The sequence below is a fragment of the Acinetobacter sp. YH12235 genome (assembly GCF_013417705.1).
Taxonomy (GTDB): domain Bacteria; phylum Pseudomonadota; class Gammaproteobacteria; order Pseudomonadales; family Moraxellaceae; genus Acinetobacter.
Genome location: NZ_VPDL01000005.1, coordinates 1 through 19,881, shown reverse-complemented (window position 1 = coordinate 19,881; position 19,881 = coordinate 1). Strand labels below are relative to the sequence as shown.

Annotated in this window: 14 protein-coding genes; 7 read left to right on the top strand and 7 right to left on the bottom strand. The window is 44.0% G+C overall.

The window, feature by feature from the left end:
* Window positions 1-32: 32 nt before the first annotated feature.
* From FTV13_RS03825 to msuE, 4 genes are all read right to left on the bottom strand, one after another.
* Window positions 33-1,442, bottom strand: coding sequence for a deoxyribodipyrimidine photo-lyase (locus tag FTV13_RS03825; protein WP_180011077.1), 1,410 nt, complete (start codon window positions 1,440-1,442; stop codon window positions 33-35).
* Window positions 1,443-1,568: 126 nt separating this feature from the next.
* Entirely contained in the window at window positions 1,569-2,183 is a 615-nt protein-coding gene (locus tag FTV13_RS03820; protein WP_180011058.1) for a riboflavin synthase subunit alpha, read from the bottom strand.
* 152 nt (window positions 2,184-2,335) lie between these two features.
* Entirely contained in the window at window positions 2,336-3,451 is a 1,116-nt protein-coding gene (gene sfnG, locus FTV13_RS03815) for a dimethylsulfone monooxygenase SfnG (protein ID WP_179991932.1), read from the bottom strand.
* A 29-nt stretch (window positions 3,452-3,480) separates the two neighbouring features.
* Window positions 3,481-4,215, bottom strand: a complete 735-nt coding sequence (gene msuE / locus FTV13_RS03810; protein WP_166139499.1) for an FMN reductase — start codon at window positions 4,213-4,215, stop codon at window positions 3,481-3,483.
* Window positions 4,216-4,588: 373 nt separating this feature from the next.
* Between msuE and FTV13_RS03805 the strand changes: the two genes are divergently transcribed.
* Window positions 4,589-5,239, top strand: a complete 651-nt coding sequence (locus FTV13_RS03805) for a response regulator transcription factor (RefSeq protein WP_004781530.1) — start codon at window positions 4,589-4,591, stop codon at window positions 5,237-5,239.
* 66 nt (window positions 5,240-5,305) lie between these two features.
* On the opposite strand, the gene FTV13_RS03800 is transcribed toward FTV13_RS03805, so the two are convergent.
* Together FTV13_RS03800 and FTV13_RS03795 are read right to left on the bottom strand one after the other, a co-directional pair.
* Window positions 5,306-6,073, bottom strand: coding sequence for a hypothetical protein (locus FTV13_RS03800; protein ID WP_005232645.1), 768 nt, complete (start codon window positions 6,071-6,073; stop codon window positions 5,306-5,308).
* Between the two features lie 417 nt (window positions 6,074-6,490).
* Complete coding sequence (locus FTV13_RS03795) at window positions 6,491-9,982, bottom strand: PAS domain-containing hybrid sensor histidine kinase/response regulator (RefSeq protein ID WP_159123807.1); 3,492 nt, start codon at window positions 9,980-9,982, stop codon at window positions 6,491-6,493.
* Between the two features lie 182 nt (window positions 9,983-10,164).
* Between FTV13_RS03795 and FTV13_RS03790 the strand changes: the two genes are divergently transcribed.
* From FTV13_RS03790 to FTV13_RS03775, 4 genes are all read left to right on the top strand, one after another.
* Window positions 10,165-10,497, top strand: a complete 333-nt coding sequence (locus FTV13_RS03790; RefSeq protein WP_004781535.1) for a DUF485 domain-containing protein — start codon at window positions 10,165-10,167, stop codon at window positions 10,495-10,497.
* A gap of 1 nt (window position 10,498) precedes the next feature.
* Complete coding sequence (locus FTV13_RS03785; protein ID WP_180011055.1) at window positions 10,499-12,214, top strand: cation acetate symporter; 1,716 nt, start codon at window positions 10,499-10,501, stop codon at window positions 12,212-12,214.
* Between the two features lie 231 nt (window positions 12,215-12,445).
* Window positions 12,446-13,162, top strand: a complete 717-nt coding sequence (locus tag FTV13_RS03780) for an ion channel (protein ID WP_159123809.1) — start codon at window positions 12,446-12,448, stop codon at window positions 13,160-13,162.
* A gap of 179 nt (window positions 13,163-13,341) precedes the next feature.
* Window positions 13,342-15,306 carry a choline BCCT transporter BetT gene (locus tag FTV13_RS03775; RefSeq protein WP_180011053.1) on the top strand — a complete coding sequence of 655 codons (1,965 nt, stop codon included), beginning with the start codon at window positions 13,342-13,344 and terminating at the stop codon, window positions 15,304-15,306.
* A gap of 64 nt (window positions 15,307-15,370) precedes the next feature.
* Here the strand turns inward: FTV13_RS03775 and omp33-36 are convergent, their stop codons facing one another.
* Entirely contained in the window at window positions 15,371-16,267 is an 897-nt protein-coding gene (gene omp33-36 / locus FTV13_RS03770) for a porin Omp33-36 (RefSeq protein WP_005232638.1), read from the bottom strand.
* A gap of 1,141 nt (window positions 16,268-17,408) precedes the next feature.
* On the opposite strand from omp33-36, the gene FTV13_RS03765 reads away from it, so the two are divergent.
* The gene (locus tag FTV13_RS03765) at window positions 17,409-19,118 is read left to right on the top strand and encodes a GGDEF domain-containing protein (protein WP_179991935.1); all 1,710 of its coding nucleotides are present in this window, start codon (window positions 17,409-17,411) and stop codon (window positions 19,116-19,118) included.
* 126 nt (window positions 19,119-19,244) lie between these two features.
* Window positions 19,245-19,712: an HIT family protein gene (locus tag FTV13_RS03760; RefSeq protein ID WP_166139514.1), complete on the top strand. Its 468-nt coding sequence runs from the start codon at window positions 19,245-19,247 to the stop codon at window positions 19,710-19,712.
* Window positions 19,713-19,881: the final 169 nt, after the last annotated feature.

The following is a 19,881-nucleotide window of genomic DNA, read 5'->3' as shown; positions in this document are numbered from 1 at the left end:
GCTTTTCATATTAGATGAAGTGATAGTTTCTTCTAAATCTGCTTAAAGGCTTCTATGGCTCGTACACGAGAGGCTTTTAAATCGACAATCGGTTTTGGATAATCCAGTTCCAGATCAGGATTTTTGGCATAAGGTTCATGAATGGATTTGGCATCCAGATGCGCCAGTTCAGGCACCCACTCGCGGATATAGTCTCCATTGGGATCAAACTTCAGGGACTGGCTGACCGGATTAAAAATCCGGAAGTAGGGCACAGCATCCATGCCGGTCGATGCACACCATTGCCAGCCACCATTATTCGCAGCCAGATCGCCGTCAATCAGGTGCTGCATAAACCAGCTTTCACCCAGTCGCCAGTCGATCAGCAAGTTCTTACACAGGAACATCGCAGTAATCATCCTGACCCGGTTATGCATCCAGCCAGTTGCCAGCATTTGCCGCATGCCAGCATCGACAATTGGAATTCCGGTCTGGCCTTGCTGCCAGGCAGCTAGATCTTCGGGGGCATTGCGCCACTGGATCTTATTGGTATTTTGCTTAAATGGTTGGTGTTTGGAGACACGTGGAAAATCAAACAGGGTCTGTAGATAGAATTCCCGCCACAAGAGTTCATCTAACCAGGTCTGCTGACCCACATCCTCAATCTGGAAATAGCCATCCTGAAAAAGAGCTTGCATACATTGGCGAACTGAAATAACACCGATATTCAGATAAGGGGAAAGACGGCTGGTGCCATCAACTGCAGGCAGATCACGGTCGGTTTTATAATGAGCCATTTTGTCCTCGATAAAATCATCAAGCAGGTCCAAGGCAGTTTGATCGTCCGCAGGCCAAAGTTGGGCAGCATGCTCTACTACATAATCTGCCGAGAATTTTTCCAGATCAACATTGATGAAACCAGTAGGTAATTGGATTGGATCTTGAGCTTCAATTTCAGGATAGCAGGCGGGTACATCCAGAATTAGCCGCTCATAGCACTTTTTCTTAAAGGCACTATAGACTTGATAGGGTTGATTGGACTGGTTCCGGATACTGCCAAGGGGAAACAGGGTGCGGTCATGATAGAGCTCGACCCTGATTTGCTGCTGTTCCAGCAATTGCTGTACCTGAGCATCACGTTTCAGCTCGTTGACACCAACTTCGATATTGGCATGCAGGTTTTCAATATTCAGGGTTTGACATAGATTCAATATTTCTGGCGCCAAATCTTTCCATAAAGGAATATTCAATATGATCAGCGGGATATTCAGTTGCTGTAGCTGCTGTTTTAAATATTTGAGCCGACGCAGATAAAAATCAGTTTTGATCCGGGCATCCTGATGCAGTTGCCATTGTTCGGGAGAGAGGACTGCTAGCGCAATGCAAGGTCCTTGCTGAGTAGCATGCCAGAGTGCGGCATGGTCATGTATACGGAGGTCTTGGCGGAACCAGATCAACTGCATGGGAATAACGTTCTGAATCGGAATCAGATTATTTTATTCATTCCACCTGAAAATTCTGTATAGAAACGTAGATATGGGCAGAATGATCAGTTAAAAAACCGCCTATGGTATAAGCGGCTCTTTCATTTAACGCTGGTGAATATTTTCTAAGGTATCCACCAAGGTACGCGTGGTCTGGTCAATTTCATAATTGACTTCATCACCTACTTTGGCATTTTTCCAGGTGGTCAGACGCAAAGTTTCGGGAATCAGATCAATCGAGATTTCACTATTGGCGCGATCGACGCGATTGATGGTCAGGCTGCAGCCGTTCAGACCAATAAACCCTTTTAAGAAAAAGTATTTGATATTGCCATCCGGGATCTGAATATCGATATGGTAGGTTTCACCGCGATGTTCCAGATTTTTAATGATCGCTGTGCCTTCAATATGTCCATACAGATTATGCCCGCCATTTTCTGCACCGACTTTGGCAGAGCGTTCGACATTCACTTCATCACCTACTTGAAGAGATTTTAAGGTGGTGAGGGCAAGGGTTACATTGGAGATATCAAAGTGAATCTGGTTTAGCTCCTGATCAATAGTCGTTACGGTGAGGCAGACGCCGTTAATCGCAACACTGGCGCCAATAAAGACATCCTGAAAAAACTGATTTTCGTTGCTCACGATAATGGTAATGAAGCCATTGCCCTGGTGAATATCCACGACTTTTTCTAAGCCTTGTACGATACCGGTATACATAATTTAAATTTCTATCTCATCGAGTTTGGCTTCATTCTAGTCAAGAATGAAGCAGGCGGCTATCTCTATGCCGAGAACACTGTGTTGCACAAAAAAAATCCCTCAAGCCGAGCCTTGAGGGAATGAATCGTTATGCTGAGCATTATTATAGTTTAAACGAGCTCAGCTTCTTGTTCTTCTTGTTGCTGTTCAGCTTGCTGCGTTTCGAGTTCACGCACGAGTGGCAAGACTTTTTCACCGAAGTATTCCACTTCTTCAATAAAGTGCAGGAAGCCTGAAAGAACCAGATCAACACCAACTTTTTTCAGTTCGATGATACGTTCCGCAATCTGCTGAGGTGTACCGATCAGGTTGGTACGGAAGCCATCGTTATATTGCACCAGATCTTCAAATGTGGATTTGGCCCAGTTACCTTCACCTTCTTTACTCGCTGCGCCCGCTTCACGCGTTGCCTCACCGAAAGATTTCACCGCCTGAACATTGGCCTTGGCCACGATTTCTCGCAGTACTGCTTGCGCTTCCTCTTCGGTGTCACGTGCAATCACAAACGCATTCACACCAATTTTCACAGAGTGATTGTTCGCTTTGGCTTTTTCACGAATATCATCGATCTGTTTTTTCAGCTCTTCCGGCGTATTGCCATTGGTGAAGTACCAGTCAGACACGCGAGATGCCATATCGCGTGCTGCCCGGGAACTTCCCCCCTGGAAGATTTCAATATACGGTTTTTGTACCGGTTTTGGACTCAAGGTATAGTCTTGGAACTGGTAGTATTTACCATCAAAACTAAAATTGTTTTGGGTCCAGACCCCTTTCAGGCTGCGAATAAATTCTTCTGAACGTGCATAACGTTCGTCATGTTCCGGCCATTCTTCACCAATTGCATCAAACTCGCCACGGAACCAGCCACTTACGACATTAATCGCAATCCGGCCATTGGTCAGATGGTCAATGGTGGCCAGCTGTTTCGCTGCCAGCGCAGGCTTCCATGGACCCGGCAAGATCGCGGCAATCACTTTTAAGCGTTCAGTTTTTGCCAGGATGCCGTGACTGAAGCTGACTGATTCATGCTGGTTTTCAGCGTTATATCCCGCAGTAAAACGGATCTGGGTCAGGGCATAATCAAAACCTGCTTTCTCAGCAGTTTGCGCCAGACGGACATTGTAGTCATAGCTCCAGTCAGTACGCTGTTCGATGTCGCTGACCACCAGACCGCCGCTGACATTTGGAACCCAGTAAGCAAATACAATATTTTTATCTTGAGACATTAATTCTTACCCTCTGAATGAAGTGGCCATTAAGCCACTTGAGTCTTTGGCACTTTCTTGCTGTGCAAACGGGATTCTGCGGCATCCAGGCTTGGCACTGCAGCTGAAGGTAAAACTTCTTCCTGTTCGATTTGCTTGTTGATGCCTAGGCTCTGGTTGGCTTGCTGAGATTTTTCTTTAATGACCTCAGCACGCTGCCCCTTTGCTGGCGCCCATTCAAGGATTGGTAGGGCACGAGCCACTGCCAGGGTAATACGGGCACGAAGTAATTCGCTGTGAATAGTATATTCAGGCGTAAAGTCACGATCTGTGGCATATACCCCGATTGGTAAGGTTTGTGCCTGGAAGAAGCTGAACAATGGGCGTAATTGGTGTTCAAGAACCAGCGCATGACGGTCACTACCACCAGAAGCTGCTAAAAGAACCGGTACATCTACCAGCGCCGTTTGTTCTACGAAGTCAAAGAAATGCTTGAACAGGCCCGTAAATGAAGCGCGGTAAACAGGCGTACCGACAATCAGGGCATCTGCTGCTTCAACAGCTGCCAAATCATCCTGCACGCGTTGCGGTAGCTGGTTACGGTAAATTGCACCACCTAAAAGCTGGCCAATTTCACTGAACTTGATGAAATGTACATTGATTGGCGTCGCTTCACCCAGTTCATCCAGAATGGCTTGAACCAGTGCTTCGGTTTTAGATGGGTGATTCAGGCCACCAGAAACAGCCACGATGTTTAAAGGTTTTTGCTCGGAAAAATGGGACATGTGAAGTACCTAAAAATGGTTAAGCTCGGAATGACCCTATTAATCCCGATTGCCGCAGTAGGTGTAAAATAACGAAATGCTGAAAAGTTATCTGATTTTTCTATATAAGCGGAAAATTTGCTTCTAAAACATAGAGAGCTGGATAAATAACTGATAACTATATTTATATTGAATAAAGATAAGCTATGCATAATAGGAATAAATCATATATAAAAAAGTGATGAGAATTAAAGAATTATTGAAATAAGCCAAAATTTAAAAAAATTAAAGAAAAACTCCACATTATTTAAAAAATTGGTGATCTTGCATATCCATAAACTGGCTTGTGTGGTTAGAATAGGAGCTACTGTGCACAAGATCTCTCTCACGTCCTATGAATATTTTAATCGTTGATGATCATCCACTGTTTCGTCATGCTCTGATCCAAGCTGTTCGTTATAGTCTGCCACAAGCGCAGATTCATGAAACTGCAGCAGTCAATGAATTTTATGAACGTCTAGAAAATGGTCCTGAGCCTGATCTTGTCCTTCTGGATTTAAACCTGCCAGGTGCATCGGGCTTTTCTGCTCTGGTCCACGTTCGCGCCCAATATCCTTCGATTCCAATTATTGTCGTTTCTGCTCACGAAGAAGCCAGCATTATCCAGCGTGCGATTGCACATGGTGCGATGGGCTATATTCCAAAATCGGCACATCCAAGCCATATTGGTGAAGCAATTCGCGAAGTCCTCGAAGGGGAAATCTGGTTACCACCCAATCTGCCAGCCAACATGAACTTCGATCCGCGTGCTGCAGATGAAACTGCATTGGCAGAACGGATTCAGTCTTTAACACCACAACAGTTCCGTGTCTTGATGATGGTAGCCGAAGGCTTGCTGAACAAACAGATTGCTTATGAACTGGATGTTTCAGAAGCCACCATTAAAGCGCACGTGACAGCAATCTTCCGTAAGCTGGGTGTACAAAACCGTACCCAAGCCGTGCTTGCTATTAATGCCTTGAATATTGAAGAAAAGAAAATGTAAATGATGCAGCTTACATAATAAAAAAGACCTCAGAGGAGGTCTTTTTTATTGAGAGAATATTGCGGATTAAGCAATATAATCCTGTTTTTGGGTAACATCAGTACAGAACATGGGATTCAGTGCGGATTGCAATTCATCAATTTGTTCTTGAGTGACATAGCCTTTGGAGATCAGATATTCTGCCACGCGGTCATCACGCAGACTCAGGAAAGTCGCATCATAAACACCAAGATCAACAAACAGGGCAGCGGTTTCCAGACTATTGAAACGGTCCAGATAAACCTCATCCTCATACATCAGGAACACATGCTCGTCTGTGCTATTCGGATCGACCTGTAGGTGCTCTGCCAGTTCATGCGGGCAAGTTTTGATAAAGAGCAGATCAGAGAGTTCATCAAATTGGGTCGTGTCCAGACAATCTTCTTCATTCTTTACTTTACCGAGCCACGCTTTAAAGACCAGAACAGCGCCACCACGCAGCAGCATACTCCAGATCTGATGACGGGTTTTTGCTGGTAAATCTTCGGCTTCTGCTTCCAGAGATTCAATTAGCTTATTTTCCTGTTCAGCCAGACGTTCAAATAGACCTAAACCTTGCGGTTTATAGGCATAAGGTTCAAAGACATCAAAATGCAGTTCATCAAAAACTTGCAGAGCTAAAGGAACTGCATGCTGATATAGGGTTTCGAGTGCCTGAATCTGGGTATCGTCGAGTTTGCTGTATTTAAACATTTGTGCCCAGTCGATGCTGGGTAATAAGGCATTAGCACCATATTGGCGATGGAATTGCTGAGTCTGTGCGGGAAGCTGAGCAATTGATTCATCGAGTTTCATTTTTATAACTCCTATCTAGCAGTGCAAATAGACCAGCTGCCAAAAGGATTTAGGCATTGTCAGATGGAAACTGATCGTTTCTTATATTGTCTATTTTTAGAACTAAGCTTGTTGTATTAAAAATACGACCAAAGTTCTATCTGCCATAAAATAGGATTAAAAATTAATTTAAAACAACAACTTAAATAATTGTAACTAGGTGTACACATGTATATTAATAGAATTGGTGGCTTTTGCCATAGAGAATGCTGAAATGATAATTTTGAGCAATTTATCAGCAGGAATTATGTGAAATTTGGTGCTTTTAGCACATTGGCCTGATTTTTTTGCCAGTCAGGTAAAGAAAGGTATTTGTTTGGTATAAAAAATGCCCACTTTAAATCATTAAAATGGGCATTGAGATGAAAATAAAAAGTTCTAGCTACCTGAGATTTTCAGACCGGATAACCAGGAACGGAGTGAAGCAGGCTTCAACGGTTTTTTCAGCAGGACAATATTTAAATCCTTCAGGCGCTGTGGCAGTTCCGGATCAGAATCTGCGGTAATCAATGCCACCGGAATATCACTACTACGATGTTCCAGAATAAAGTCCAGACCGATCTTGTCCTGGTTTAAATGCTGATCGACCAGCCAGACCTGAATATTTTCCTGCTGAATCATCTCGGCGGCCTGTTCTGGTTCGGTGGCTTTAAAGACCTGATAACCCCATTTGGTCAATAAGGTCGACATGCCTTCCAGAATGGTTTCATCATTGTCCAGACATAGAATCTTAAAGGCCTTGGACTTCAACGGCACAGCCTGAACAGGGGCGGCAACGACTTTCGGTGCTGCGGTCAGTGGCACTTCAATCATGAAGCAGGAACCTTTGCCCAGCTCGGAAGAAACATGAACTGGATAATCCAATAGACCAGTCATACGTTGCACGATGGCGAGACCAAGCCCCAGACCCTGTTCACCCCAAGGCGAAGTATGGCCACAACGCTCGAATTCCTGGAACAGCTTGATCCGCTGTTCTTCAGCAATACCGGGACCGGTATCCCAAACCCCGATCCGGATATGATTTGGCCGGTTGCTAGAACGCAGTACACCGACCACGACCTTACCTTTGGCGGTATAACGTAGGGCATTGCTGACAAAGTTCTGGATAATCCGGCGAATCCATTGTGGATCGGTGTCAATCCAGAACTGGGCATCATGCACTCGCAGTTTGATGCCACGTTGTGCCGCAATGGATTTGAATTGCAGTTCCAGATCACTTAATAAATCATGCAGTGGATAAGCCTGGCGTTTCGGCTGAATCGTACCGCCCTCCAGTCGGGCAATATCCAGCAGAGCTGAGAGCATGCTTTCTGCCCCATGCAGGGCACGATCCAGTTGCTGCAGGGTCTTGCGATCTTCTTCGCTTTGTACACTTTGCTCCAGCGCCGTACTGAACAGACGTGCAGCATGCATTGGCTGTAACAGGTCATGACTGGCGGCAGCAATAAAGCGGCTCTTGGACATATTGGCTTTGTCGGCTTGTTCACGCGCCAGTTGCTGTTCAGACAGGGCATCAGCGAGCTGCTGGGTACGATCCTGAACCCGGGCTTCCAGTAATGCTTCATTTTCACGGAAGGCAGTAATATCGGCAAAGGTCGTCACGAAACCACCGCCTTCAATTGGGTTACCCCGCATCTGAATCACGCGGCCATCTTTACGGATCCGTTCAAATTCATGCGCACTGCCGACCTGCATCCAGTGAATCCGTTTACGCACATGTTCTTCGACCGAGCCCGGACCGCATTCACCGCGTTCAGCGTTATAACGGATTAGGTCAGCGATTGGACAGCCGACATAAACAATATCTTTTGGATAGTCGAACAGTTTCAGGTATTGGTTGTTCCAGGCGACCAGACACATATTTTCATCAACCACACTCACCCCTTGGGTCATATGGTCGATCATGGTCATGATCAGGTTCTGGTTAAAACGCTGCCATTGTGAGGCCTGATCCAGAATATTCGCCACCTGACCGAGGGCCAGGCCATTATTCACCATCGCGGTAGTCAGCAGGGTACGTGCCGAGGCTGCACCAATGGTACCGGCCAGATACTGCTCAGTAAAACGCCACCACATGCCATTGGCACTGCTATTTTCATTCAGTTCCACACTATTTTGAGCACAGAACTGCTGGAAGGCCTGCATGGTTGGACCTTCACCGGTAATGCGCTTGGCCAGCGTAATCAGGTCACCAACTTTTAAACGGGCCACATCCTGATGCGAGTAGCTGACATCAGTAGATGGACTTTGAGAAGGAAGCGGCTTGGTTTCATAGTAGAAGAAACTTTCCGCCTGAATCTGTTCAGCCACACTTGGACGGAACATCCGGGAAACCCAGATATATAGGAATGTGTTCAGACCTAGTGCCCAGACCACACCATGCGTTAAAGGATCAAAAGATTCGAAACCGATCAGGGCTTCAGGACGTAACCAGTTCCAGCCCAAAGGACCCTGTTCCAGAAAACTCTGGCTGAACTGCTGATAGGCTTCTGGCAGGCTGCGCAAAATCGTTGGTAATAGCAGGGTATACGACCATAAAGCGAAACCGGTCAGCAGGCCAGCATATACACCTTGCTTACTCCCGCCACGCCAATACAGACCACCAATCAGGGCAGGGGCGAATTGTGCCACGGCACTAAAGGCCAGCAGACCAAAGACTGAGAGCTGGTCAATATCATTAAAAAAGTTGAAGAACAGAAAGCCCATCAACATCACGGCTAGGATACAGATCCGGCGGGTAAATTTCAGTACCAGTGGTAAACGCTTGTCATGCCGTGAGATCAGGTTTAACCGCCAGAGCGCTGGCATGATCAGGTCATTACTCAGCATGATCGACAGGGCGACTGAAGACACCAGTAACATACCAGTCGAAGCCGAGAAACCGCCTAAGAAGGCCAATAAGGTCAGCCAGTCCTGATTATAGCTAAGCGGTAAAGACAGTACCGCGACATCTGGAATCGCTAAATATTGGGGAGCCGCATGCAGTGCCCAGCTGGCAATCGGGATAATTGCCAGTGTGGTCAGAATCAGATAAATGGCAAACCAGCGACGTGCACCACGGATATGTTTTTCATCCCGTAATTCAACCACTGCTACGTGGAATTGACGTGGCAAGCAGATAATCGCCAGTGCAGCCAACAGGGTCTGTACCCAGAAACTTTCCGGTACGCCAAACAGCTGTACATCATGGAAGGTTGACTGAATATCGCTACTGATCTGAGGCAGATTTTCTGGTGCTTCAAAAATAAAGAAACAAGCTACGGCCAGCAAGGCAAATAACTTAACAAAAGACTCAAAGGCGACAGCCAGCATCAGACCGCCATGCTGTTCGGTGTTGGCAATCTGCCGGGTACCGAAAATCATCGCCAGAATCGCCAGGACGCCAGTCAGGAACAGTACGCTATTGGTGGTACTGGCAATCCCGGCTGAAGGTTCCAGAATGACCGCCGCACTCAAGGCAATTGCACGTAACTGCAAAGCCAGATAGGGAATGATGGCAATCACCGCCAGAATGGTGACCAGCGAAGCCAGAGGCCCACTCTTACCATAACGTGCAGCGACGAAGTCGGCGATAGAGGAAATCGCATGATGCTGGCGTACCCGTCCCAGACGGCGCCAGATATCGTAACCAATCGCGACAAAGAGCAGGGGACCAAGATAGATCGGCAGGAAAATAATTCCTTCACGAACCGCAGCACCGGTCGCGCCATAAAATGTCCAGGAAGAACAGTAGACGCCTAAAGTTAAACTAAACAATAGCATGCGGCCACGGGTACTCAGCCGGCTGGCATGTTTTTCCCCATAGAAAGCGCAAGTAAAGAGTAAAGTGATATAGAGGGCGAGCACCCCTATGATGAGCCAACTGTTCATATAGCCTGATGTGTACTGTGCATGACGCTATGATACCGCATCATGCACTCAGCAGTTTAAATTGATCATTTTTTAACGACCAAAGTCTAAATTACAAGTCATTCTAAATGTTGTTATTTTGCAACAGTGATAATTCGAATTAAAAAATAGTAAGCCCATGGTGGGGCTACAGGAGTGTAACTATGGATGAGGCCCAAGTAGAAAGAATTCTACAGAATCCCAAATTCAAAGAAATGGTACGTAGAAAAAGTACGCTGAGCTGGACCTTAACCGGCATCATGCTATTTGTCTATGTCGGTTTCATGTTGCTTGTTGGCTACAACAAAGAATTTCTATTGTCTTCAATTTCTGGCGGTGTAACGACCTGGGGTGTACCTCTAGGTATCGGTATCATTATTTTGTCTTTTATATTGTGCTGGGTGTATTCCTACATTGCCAATAACAAACTTGATCAGCTGAACAGAGAAGCAATTCAGGAAGTGGAAGCGATTACAAAAGAAAAGGGGCAACACTAAGATGAAAGGGATTTCATATCAAGCGCTTGCTGCTGCAGCGCTGACCTTGCTCAGCTCGGCAATGGCATTTGCTGGACCAGATCTGGGTGCTGCGGAGCAGCAAGCGACCAACTGGCACGCGATTATCATGTTTGTGATTTTCGTTGGAGCAACCTTATTTATTACCAAATGGGCTGCCAAACAAACCACAAATACTAATGATTTCTATACTGCCGGCGGCGGGATTTCTGGCTTCCAGAACGGTCTGGCCATTGCTGGTGACTTCATGTCTGCAGCATCTTTCCTCGGTATTTCCGCGATGGTATTCCTGTCCGGTTTTGACGGATTGCTGTACTCACTAGGCTTTATGGTGGGTTGGCCAATCGTTTTATTCCTGGTGGCAGAACGTTTGCGTAACCTGGGTAAATTTAACCTGTCTGATGTAGTGTCGTTCCGTCTGGAAGAAAAACCGGTGCGTACTCTAGCTGCATTAAGTTCACTGGTTGTGGTTGCGTTTTACCTGATCGCACAGATGGTAGGTGCAGGTCAGTTGATCAAGTTACTCTTCGGTCTGAACTACAATATTGCTGTGGTGATTGTTGGCCTGTTGATGATGGCTTACGTAATCTTCGGTGGCATGCTAGCGACCACTTGGGTACAGATCATTAAAGCAGTAATGCTGTTGTCTGGTGCGACATTTATGGCTTTCATGGTAATGAAGGGCGTAGGTTTCAGCTTTACCAATATGTTTGAACAATCGATTCAGGTTTACTCTAAAGTACATGACTTGAGCCTTGCAGATGCAACCAAGATTATGGGTCCGGGTAATCTCGCTTCGAATCCGGTCGATGCGATTTCTCTTGGTCTGGCGCTGATGTTTGGTACAGCAGGTCTGCCACATATCCTGATGCGTTTCTTTACAGTAAAAGATGCCAAAGAAGCACGTAAATCAGTGGTGGTTGCAACAGGCTTTATCGGTTACTTCTACCTGTTAACCTTCATTATCGGTTTCGGTGCGATTCTATACGTAGCGAACAACCCGCAGTTCCTGGACATTGCAAAAATGGCAATCACAGGCAAGCTAGAGCTGGTGGGCGGTAACAACATGGCCGCGGTTCACCTGGCAGATGCTGTGGGTGGTGACCTGTTCATGGGCTTCATTTCTGCAGTGGCATTCGCAACCATTCTTGCGGTAGTTGCAGGTTTGACCTTGTCAGGTGCTTCAGCAATTTCACATGACTTGTATGCAAACGTATTCAAGAAAGGCCGTACTACACCTGAATCTGAACTGCGCATGTCTAAAATTGCAACTCTTGGTCTTGCTATCTTTGCGATGATTCTGGGAATCCTGTTCGAGAAGCAAAACGTTGCCTTCATGGTGGGTCTGGCATTCTCGGTAGCCGCATGTGCCAACTTCCCGGTACTGGTTCTGTCTATGTTCTGGAAAGGCCTGACCACACGTGGTGCTGTCATTGGTGGCGTGGTTGGTTTGGTGACTGCAGTAGTACTGATCGTACTGTCTAAAGCCGTTTGGGTAGATACTTTCGCGATTTCAGATACACCAGTCGTTCCATTTAATGGTCCTGCATTATTTGCAATGCCACTGTCTTTCTTCTGCTGCTGGTTCTTCTCCATCACAGACCGCTCAGTGAAAGCACAAGCAGAACGCAAAGCTTTCGATGCACAGTTTGTTCGCTCACAAACAGGTATTGGAATCTCAGGTGCATCTGATCACTAAGATCTGATGTCCTAAAAAAGCCTCCTGATGGGGGCTTTTTTTATAGCGATAAAATACCTGAGCTACCCAATGAAATACTTTGGGATAGGTTATCTAAAATTAAATACAGCTATTTTTAACTGAGATTTCAATGATTTTTATACAATCCTGTTTCTATCCATTCGACAGATCATGCTATGTTAAGCCAGCGATAACAATAATGATGCTCGACAGGACATCAAGACAAATCTCATGAAGCACTCCCTGCTACGATTCTGGACCCATTTTAAGTATCTGCCTTCTGCCTGGCTGCTATGCCTGCAGTTACTGATTCTGATTCTGTCGATGCTGAGTTATGACAGCGTTTCTTATCGCGCGGGTACATGGATGCTGGGAGTGGTGGTCTTGCTGGTGATTGCCAAGGTAATTCGTCAGACTCCGATGTTTACCATTCTGGGACTCATCTTTGTCGCAGGGGCCATCTTCTTTTCGTCATTAATTGTGTTGGGGCTGCGCTATACCTGGATCATGATCGTCGCGCATCTGTTTGAAGCCAGTGCCTACTTCAGTGCAGCGTATGGCCTGTTACGTTATATGTTTCATGACCGTTATCTGACCAAAGACGAACTATTTGCAGCGGGAGCAGTTTTCACATTGCTGGCTTGGGGCTTTGCTTTTCTCTATAGCATTTGCCAGTTATGGGTACCTTACAGCTTTTCGGACCCAGATCTAAAAGCTTATCAGCCGTGGCTGGATCTGCTCTTTCTGAGCTTTAGTGTACAGTCTGCTACAGGATTATCTGATGTGATGCCGGTCAGCCCGGTCGCACGGATGCTTGCCATTATCCAAATGTTTGTCGGGGTAATGTATCTGGCCTTGATTGTTTCCCGTCTGATTGCCTTACAGTATATTTCCCATCTTCCTAAACAGACTCATATACAACATAAGCATAGAAAGCCTGAGGAATAGAACGTACAGAGCTGCATAGCTTGGTTACAGTAACTTAACGGCTTTATTTTCCTGAATATTTTAAAATCTTAAGGTCCAAAACGTATCTTTGATCGTAATTCTCTCGATCAGAATGTTTTTACTTATCAATAATGATTCAAGCCTCCCGGCATTCAATCTATTAAAAAAATGGGGGATCTATGCCTTCCAAACCTTCATCCTGGTTTGCCAATATCAATCCGAATGTCTTTATTAGTACAGTGGTGATTATCGCCATTTTTTTGGGACTGGTAATACTGGCACCTGATTCATTCGACCTGTTGACCAAGCAAATGAATGCGTGGATTACCACTTCATTTAGCTGGTTTTATGTCCTCTCCGTGGCGATCTTCCTGATTGTTCTGATTTATATTGCCCTGTCTGATATGGGGAAAATCAAACTCGGGCCCGACCATAGCCAGCCAAAATACAGCCAGGCATCCTGGTTTGCCATGCTGTTTACCGCAGGAATGGGGATCGGCCTGATGTTTTTCGGTGTTGCCGAACCGGTTATGCACTATGTCACACCGCCTGCTGGTGACCCGGAAACTGTACTGGCCGCACAGCAGGCTATTCGCGTGACCTTCTTCCACTGGGGCCTGCATGCCTGGGCGATTTACACCATTGTGGGTCTGTCATTGGCCTATTTTGCGTATCGACATAACCTGCCTTTAAAAGTTCGCTCCGCCTTATATCCATTGATCGGTAACCGGATTCATGGCCCGATCGGAGACGGGGTAGATACTTTTGCCACCTTAGGGACAGTATTTGGGGTTGCGACAACTTTAGGTTTTGGGGTGACTCAGATTAATTCGGGTCTGAATTACCTATTTGGAGTTGAGCAGACCCCCAGTACTCAGGTCATTTTGATTATTGCCGTCACTGTAATGGCATCAATGTCCGTATTTTTTGGTTTGGATAAGGGCATCAAACGCCTAGCTGAACTGAATCTGCTGCTTGCCTTACTGCTACTCATCTTTGTTTTTGTTACCGGTCCAAGCATCTATCTTCTGCAGACCACCATTCAAAACTCTGGCCAGTATGTTGCAAACCTGTTCAGTATGACCTTTAATCTGTATGCTTATCAGCCTAGTGGCTGGATTGGTGGCTGGACCATTATGTATTGGGCCTGGTGGATTTCCTGGTCGCCATTTGTCGGGATGTTTATTGCCCGAGTATCCGAAGGCCGCAGTATCCGTGAGTTCATTGTGGGGGTTCTACTGATTCCTACCGGATTTACCTTAATCTGGATGGGCTTTATGGGCAATGCTGCATTATTCAGTATCATGCATGAAGCCAATACTAATCTGCTTGAGGCAGTACAACGTGACTCCTCTGTAGCGCTGTTCGAATTTTTAGGTAATCTGCCATTTAATTCAGTCACCAGTATTATTGCTACGGTATTGGTTATCCTGTTCTTTGTCACTTCAGCAGATTCTGGATCATTAGTCACGGATTATCTCACGGCGAAAACCGAGAATTCACCGACTTGGCAGCGTCTGTTCTGGACCGTGTTAATGGCTTTATTGGCCATCATTCTGTTACTGGCAGGTGGGCTGGAAGCCTTGCAGTCGGCTACGATTATGAGTGCCTTGCCGTTTACATTTATTATGCTGCTGATTTGCTGGGGACTGATTAAGGCCCTGCATCTGGATGTAACGAAAATGCATGCGCTACAAGCTGCACGTATTACCCCGCGGGCCATTCAGAACCCGCGTAGCTGGCAACAGCGACTCGGTTTAATTATGCATTATCCGCATACGCATGATGAAGTACGTGATTATATTGATACGATGGTCAGCAAAGCTTTTAACAGTTTTCAGGTTGAACTGAAACGTCGTCACATCCAGGTGAAAATCTTTAAACTGGAAGATGGGATCGAGTTACGTGTCGATCATCAGAATGAAATGAACTTTATTTATCAGGTCATTGCTACCCAGACTTTAGCACCGAGCTTTATGCCGGATGCAGATTCTCCGCAATCTTATCAGGCAGAAGTCTTTTTAAGGGAAGGGGGGCAAAATTATGATGTGATGGAATGGACTCAGGAAGATTTAATCCAGGACATCATTGACCAATATGAACGTCATCTGCACTTTTTAAGTCTGGTCCGTTCTCCAGAATAAATATTTGATCCAATAAAAAAGGACGCTGATGCGTCCTTTTTTTATTCAGTCACTAATTCAGAAATTAGAAACGGAATTTAGCATTTAAGCCTACAGTTTGTGTATCACGAACTACAGCATTTTGAGCAAGATTTGCTTCGTAGTTTGAGTTCACATAACTAGCACCTACAGCAACTGCTGGAGTGATGAAGTAGTTTACGTTTGCGCCCCAAGCTTTGTCTGGAGAGTTAGCGTAGCTAGATTCCATATAAGATGCACCAACGCTTAATTTAGGGTTGATGTACAAAGTAGTACCTAGGTTGTAAGCAGTATCTTCACCATAAACCAAGCCGCTTTCGAAGCCAAGTGACATGTTAGTGCCGTCAATTGCGCCTACATATTTAGTACGAGCAGTGATTGCATCTTGGTCTTCATCGATTGTGCGAGACTCAAGAGCAGCTTTAGCAACGCCGTTGTTGAACATATTGAAAGCGTCATAAGAAGTTTGGTCTGCAACGCTTGTGTAACCTACAGCTACCAGGAAGTTAGGAATAGGGAGTACACCTACTTCTAATGCATAACGGTCGCCATTGTCATCATTTTGGCCACCTTTACCATCAGTAATTGTATGGCTATAAGAAGCGCTTGCATAAGCAGGAACAACTTTAGTTGGGATGTAAGCTTCACCTTTCACACCGAAAGTATGAGAAGTCTGGTCTCTATCATCAGCATCTACATCATATTCGCCATATGTATAAGCAGCAGAAACGTTAGATGCCTGGTTGATGAAAGCAGCTTCAGCTAAAGGGCCTTTAGAAGCGTCTACATCTTTGAAGTAGTAAGTACCTTGAACAGCACCAGTGAAATCTTTGTCATTTACAGTGTTGTCGATGAACTCTGATTGACCTTGAACTTCGAATTGATATGCTTGAGCACCGGTCATGGCTAATAATAAAGCAGTGGCTAAACCGAGTTTTTTCATGATATTTACCATTTTGTTACAAAAGATGTACAACAGGAACGTATTGTATTGTGACAATTTATTAAGTCAATCCAATTCGAAATCGCTATTTTTTTGTACAAAATCATTGTATTGATTTTGTTTAATAGTCTTTTAATTAGAAAATTTAGTTATTTTAGAAAAAAGCTTAAATAACAATGTTGTATACTAAATAAATTGTTACATCTAATCAGGAAAATGAATTAATAAAGGATTTTTTGATTGTTTAATTAAGTTGAATAGTGGATTTTAATTCAAAAAACCAATTTATTTATCATGAAAATAATCATGTTTATTACACTGAATTTAAGAGAGGCGTAAAAACTGTAATATAAAGCAAATTTATGAAAGAATTGATCGGTTTAGCGACAAAATCAGGGTTATAATGTGATGTATTTCACTGTTTTGTCTATAAATTGTGATATGCCATAAATCCTAGTAAATTAATGTGCTTTACATTGTTACCAAATTGACTGATAATAAAAAAATCAGGTTAGAGTTCATGTTTTTACATGATAATTTGACTGATTCTCCACATATTTTTGTTTTTATCGGCCCAGCTTTCCCCAAGGTTGGGCTTTTTTTTGCCAGAATTTTTTAGAAGCATCAGTCTACGGATTAGTTCATAAAAGAAGATTAGAAAAACTAGTATAGAAAGCCGTCAAAGATGATTCTTAAGTGCACCTTAATGGTGCATTATTTCAATTTAAAAATTGCTTCGTTCTATAAAGTTGCAAAAAAAAACCTCAATTTCTATATAAAATTGAGGTTTTTTCGCCAAAATTTGCGGGTAAATCAAAAAATCTGCTGAGGAATAATTTAACTCGCCCTAATGCAGTGCATTATGCACCTAATTGTTGCACGTGTAAATAGTTCAGAAAGCGAGTTTTTTAATTTTCTTATATTTTAAATTATGAAATTTTCATTCCTATTTATATTTTAGTGATAACAGATGAAAAATCCTGAAAATATAAAGAGTTAAAACCTTTAAGAACATAAGAAAAACCTTCTGAAAATCAAAGCAATTGGGAAGAAATATTGATGATGAGTAGGCGTTTATTTGTATAATCTATCTACTATTAAATGGGGAGTCCTTGATTCATGTGAAGGACTAAAAATCAAGATGAATACTTTGCGCTCTGAGAAAATCAGCAAACATCTGTACTGGTCGATGTCGATCATTATTTTATGTTTATTGTGTATTTGTATTCCCTTAATTATTGATAGTAGTCAACATTATTTAAAATCAAAACAAACCTATCAGCAGCTTTATGCCTTACAACAGGTCACCGATCTCGCCAATAAAATCTCCCGGGAACGGGCACCTGCCAACAAAGTAATGTCTAGCTCGGTTGAGGAATTTGCCAAACATCAGCAGGAGTTAAGCGATTACCGTCAGGAAGTCGATCAACAGATGCAAATTACGGCTCAGGCACTTGATCAGGTTGGTTTTAATCACCTAAGCCAGCAACTTTTATCTGAATTGAAACCGAGCTTGCAGAATGGACGTCAGCAGGTCGATCTCTATACTCAAATACCTCGCCCGGAACGTACTGCACAGGAAATGGATCAGGCTATTCTCGCCATGTTTACTGCCTGGGATAGCAGCCGTAAAATTCTGAAAGGAGTAGTGATTGCCTCTGCTACGCCATCTGCCCGTTTGGGTAATTACATGAGTGAAATCCTGTTTTTATCTGATCTCAGGGATCAATCGGGTCGGGTAGCGTCAAATGTCATGGCACATGTGACATTTGGAACCCACATTCCAGAGCAAAACATTACCCGTTCCTTACAAGTCCAGCATCAGGTACGCTACCTCTGGGATATCATTGATACGCTACAGCCTGTTCAGGACAAAACTGATGAGTTTATTCGTTTACATCAACGGGTCGGAACTGAATTTATTCAGCAAGGTTTACCGATTGTGGAGCGACTGATTGAAGATAGCCGCCAGCAGCGTCCTTATTATTTAACTGGAACCCAGCTGACTGAAGCTATTGTAGATAAATTTACAACAGTGATTGATTTGCAGAACTATTTACTGCAATACACCAAAGATGTGGCTATTAAGGAAATGCGCCATAGTCTGAATCATTTGATCTGGACGGTGGCCTTATCTGGAATTTCCCTGATTACGGCAATTTTGACCATGATTTTTGCGCGTAAACGCATCTTTATTCCTTTAATTCGGGCACGTAAAATTTTATTTGATTTGTCCACTGGGTCTGAACGGAAGCAAGCCCAATCAAAACTAAAAATAGACCGGCCTACTGAATCCTTATTTACAGCAATTCAAAAACTGCAGCACATGCTGCAAGAGCGTGAAGCATTAGAATTTCGACTGAAAAATATTGCCCATTCCGATTCCCTGACAGGACTGGCTAACCGTTTTGCGCTCGATGAATATATCCGTTTTATGGAAGTGCATCCGACCCAGTTTAAGCGAACCTGCCTGATGATTATTGATATTGATCACTTCAAACAGGTCAATGATCAATATGGGCATATTATTGGTGATCAGGTTATTCAGCTGGTTGCAGAACGCTTAAAAGCCAATGTTCGAGCTTCGGATCTGCTGGTTCGCTATGGCGGTGATGAGTTTCTGGTCCTGATTGAAAATATCGAGATGCAGCATGCTTTCATGCTGGCGAATAAAATCCGGACCGAAGTCGCTGAACATTCTATTCTGACCGCAGCTGATGAAGATATTCATGTATCGGTGAGTATTGGGGTAGCGATTGGTGCAGAGTCATGGATTGCTTTACTGGAACAGGCCGATGAGGCGTTATTTAAGGCCAAAGCGAAAGGACGTAATGTGGTGGCTGAGGTTTAAACCACTTAACTGAATTTTTTAAGCTAAACAGTCTGAAGAGTCATAATTTTATAATTTATATTGTTAAAAAATAAAGTAAATTTCATTGAAGTTTTTAAAAAATATAAAAATTTAGGGGATCTTAAAATGAGTAAAAATTGTATTTTCTGTCAAATGGTAAAAGGGGAATTGCCATGTCATTTAATCGATGAAAATGATGATTTTATGGCGTTTCTTACTATATTTCCCAATACATTGGGCGCAAGCGTAGTGATTCCAAAACAGCATTATTCCAGCTATGCCTTTGAACTGAGTGACCAGGTGCTGACAAATCTGGTTTTATATACCAAGCAGGTAGCCCTAAAATTGGATCGTTATTTTGATGACGTTGGCCGAACAGCAATGGTGTTCGAGGGATTTGGTGTCGATCATGTGCATGCCAAGCTATTTCCAATGCATCAGACTAAAAATACCCATGAAAAATGGCAGCCAATTAATTCTTCAGTCGATAAGTATTTTGATGCTTATGAGGGCTATATTTCATCGCATGATGCTCGAAGGGCGGATGATCAAGCGCTGGCACAATTGGCTGAAAATATTCGCTCAATCGCATAGTCAAAAATAAAAGCCCCCTCTTTTTAAAAGAGGGGCACTCTCCACTGCTGTCCCATAGTTTGCTTTAAATAAAAAAACCTGAGTCCTAACAGTTAAAATATGAGTGCAAACAAACACTTTAACGACCAGGATTCAGGTTTTGTCACATCAGAATACCGTATTTCATGAG

Bases quoted from the DNA above. Each gene is read 5' to 3' on its own strand.
- FTV13_RS03825 (WP_180011077.1), bottom strand. From the start codon at position 1,442: ATGCAGTTGATCTGGTTCCGCCAAGACCTCCGTATACATGACCATGCC.
- FTV13_RS03820 (WP_180011058.1), bottom strand. From the start codon at position 2,183: ATGTATACCGGTATCGTACAAGGCTTAGAAAAAGTCGTGGATATTCAC.
- sfnG (WP_179991932.1), bottom strand. From the start codon at position 3,451: ATGTCTCAAGATAAAAATATTGTATTTGCTTACTGGGTTCCAAATGTC.
- msuE (WP_166139499.1), bottom strand. From the start codon at position 4,215: ATGTCCCATTTTTCCGAGCAAAAACCTTTAAACATCGTGGCTGTTTCT.
- FTV13_RS03805 (WP_004781530.1), top strand. From the start codon at position 4,589: ATGAATATTTTAATCGTTGATGATCATCCACTGTTTCGTCATGCTCTG.
- FTV13_RS03800 (WP_005232645.1), bottom strand. From the start codon at position 6,073: ATGAAACTCGATGAATCAATTGCTCAGCTTCCCGCACAGACTCAGCAA.
- FTV13_RS03795 (WP_159123807.1), bottom strand. From the start codon at position 9,982: ATGAACAGTTGGCTCATCATAGGGGTGCTCGCCCTCTATATCACTTTA.
- FTV13_RS03790 (WP_004781535.1), top strand. From the start codon at position 10,165: ATGGATGAGGCCCAAGTAGAAAGAATTCTACAGAATCCCAAATTCAAA.
- FTV13_RS03785 (WP_180011055.1), top strand. From the start codon at position 10,499: ATGAAAGGGATTTCATATCAAGCGCTTGCTGCTGCAGCGCTGACCTTG.
- FTV13_RS03780 (WP_159123809.1), top strand. From the start codon at position 12,446: ATGAAGCACTCCCTGCTACGATTCTGGACCCATTTTAAGTATCTGCCT.
- FTV13_RS03775 (WP_180011053.1), top strand. From the start codon at position 13,342: ATGCCTTCCAAACCTTCATCCTGGTTTGCCAATATCAATCCGAATGTC.
- omp33-36 (WP_005232638.1), bottom strand. From the start codon at position 16,267: ATGAAAAAACTCGGTTTAGCCACTGCTTTATTATTAGCCATGACCGGT.
- FTV13_RS03765 (WP_179991935.1), top strand. From the start codon at position 17,409: ATGAATACTTTGCGCTCTGAGAAAATCAGCAAACATCTGTACTGGTCG.
- FTV13_RS03760 (WP_166139514.1), top strand. From the start codon at position 19,245: ATGAGTAAAAATTGTATTTTCTGTCAAATGGTAAAAGGGGAATTGCCA.